Consider the following 2,306-nt stretch of genomic DNA (forward strand, 5'->3'; position numbering starts at 1 on the left):
TGCCTATAGTGACAGAATAGAGGGAGTCAGGGCGGCGAATATTGAACTTGCGATCGCCTGTTATCGGGAAGCTTTAAAAGTCCGTACCCCTGAGAATTATCCCGAAGATGGGGCTATGACTCAAAATAATTTGGGGAATGCCTATAGTGACAGAATAGAGGGAGTCAGGGCGGCGAATATTGAAGAGGCAATTTCCTGTTATCGCTTAGCATTAGAAATTCACACTCCTACGGCTTTCCCTTTAAACTGTCTCACAACTGGAAGAAACCTCGGCAATACCGCTTTCACTGCTGGCTTCTGGGATATCGCCATTGAAGGATTCGAGAAAGCAATTCAAGCAGTAGAAAAAAGCCGAAGTTGGGCAACTTCCGACGATATCCGCCAACAGATGATAGCAGAATCCATCGGTGTTTACGAAAAGGCAATTCAAGCTGCTGTCAACAACAACCAACTGGAAAAGGCCATAGAATATTGCGATAGAACCCGTGCTCAGCGGTTAGTGGATTTAATGCACAGCAATGACTTGTATGCTAGCGGCGAAATCCCGCCCGCAGTCCAAAAGTATTTGGATGAATTTGAAGCCAAGCAGCAGGAAATTGACGCAGAAGTCGAACAACTCCGCAATCCATCGGAGGGGAATAAGGGATTAGCTGGTGTGGGGAGTTCGTCACGGAATCGGGCGGATACTTCTGCTTACACGAAGAAGATTCAAGAGTTGGAAGGGGAGAAGCAGCAAATCTGGGAAAATATCCGCAGTTTAGATCCGGTTTTAGCGGGACAAGTTCAAGTTGTTCCGATGCAGTTTGCGGCGATGCAGCAGTTGATTGATAATTCGCAGACGGCGATTCTCTGTTTTTATACGACGGATGATGACACTCATGTTTTTGTGATTTACAAGGATAAAGCGCCGCAGATTCACACTTGTCAGGGAGAGGGTTGGGGAAATTTTCAGAAGTGGATTGATGAGAGTTGGTTGTCGCCTTATTTGGGGGATCGGAAAGCTTGGCAACAGGGGATGGGTGAGTTTTTGTCTCAGTTGTCGCAGCGGTTGAAGGTTGATGAGTTGATTGGTAATTGTTTGGAGGGGATTGAGGAATTGATTGTGATTCCGCATTTGTATTTGCATCAGATTCCGCTGGCTGCGTTGCCGATTGATCCCCCCCAGCCCCCCTTAAGAAGGGGGGGGCAAGAAAACCCCCGGTTCCTTGGTGATAAATTCCTGATTCGTTATGTTCCCAGTTGCCGAATTTTGGAGTATTGCCATCAACGCCCAACCATCGAATCGCCGAAATACGGGATTGTAGAAAATGCCACGGATGATTTGTATTTCACTCCTTTTGAGTGCGAACAAGTTGCCCAAATTGTGCCTGAACCTGAACGCTTAAAAGGAAGTAAAGAAGCTAAAGTTGCCGCCTATCGAAACCTGATCCAAAAAGTGAATGTCATGCACTCCAGCCACCACGCTGTCTCGCGTTTGGACAATCCTTTAGAATCGCGATTGTTTTTAGGAGACGGGAGTATCACGTTAGGGGAATTGATGACTCCTGGTTGGCGCTTGCCGCAGTTATCGGATGTGTTTATGTCTTGCTGCGAAACTAATTTAGCTAAGACTGAATTTACGGATAATCTGCTTAGTTTGGGTACGGGGTTTTTGTGTGCGGGGGCGCGGAGTGTGGTGAGCACTTTGTGGGCGGTGGATGATTTTGCTACTTCGCTGTTTTCGATTTTTTACTATCAGTATCGTCGGGAAGGTTTGAGCCGTCCAGAGGCTTTGCGACTGGCACAGATGCGGTTGCGGACGATTTCGGGTGCGGAGTTGCAGCAGCTTTATCAACCGCAAATTGATGCCCTGCTTCCGAGAATTATTGGGGATTTAGAGCGGAAATTGAATCTGGTGCAGGAAGAATTAGAAGGCTTGGAATCGCAGCAGGACAAATATAAAGGCGGTACGGCTGAGTATAAAGAGTTGGAGGAGAAGTTGAACAAGAAAACGGAGGAGGAAGTTGAGATTCGGAAGCGAAAGGAAGGATATGAAAGTTTGCAGAAAAATCTTTACACTATGTCAAATCCTTTTGATGATTTGATTTATTGGTCGGGGTTTATTTGTCAGGGTTTGCATTGATTTTTGGTGTTTCATCGTGTCAACAAACACGTCTGACACACATTCCGGCGGGGATTGAAATCCCCGCCTCACAGCGAAAGTCCTCTTTAGAGGACTAATAAATTTAACAGTCCTCTTCAGAGCGTTCCACCGGCGTCGCACGCCGGTTATGAATAAAAGAAACAGTAAAGCTAGCCCAAAAGTG

1 protein-coding gene is annotated in these 2,306 nt (G+C 46.5%); it reads left to right on the forward strand.

Translation table 11 applies throughout. The features are described 5' to 3' along the window. The coding region (locus QT992_RS32810) for a CHAT domain-containing protein (protein WP_333378694.1) at positions 1 to 2,122 on the forward strand (2,122 nt) is incomplete at its 5' end. Positions 2,123 to 2,306: the final 184 nt, after the last annotated feature.

The sequence above is a fragment of the Microcoleus sp. T3_D1 genome (assembly GCF_036700405.1).
In the GTDB taxonomy this organism is placed as follows: Bacteria; Cyanobacteriota; Cyanobacteriia; order Cyanobacteriales; family Microcoleaceae; genus Microcoleus.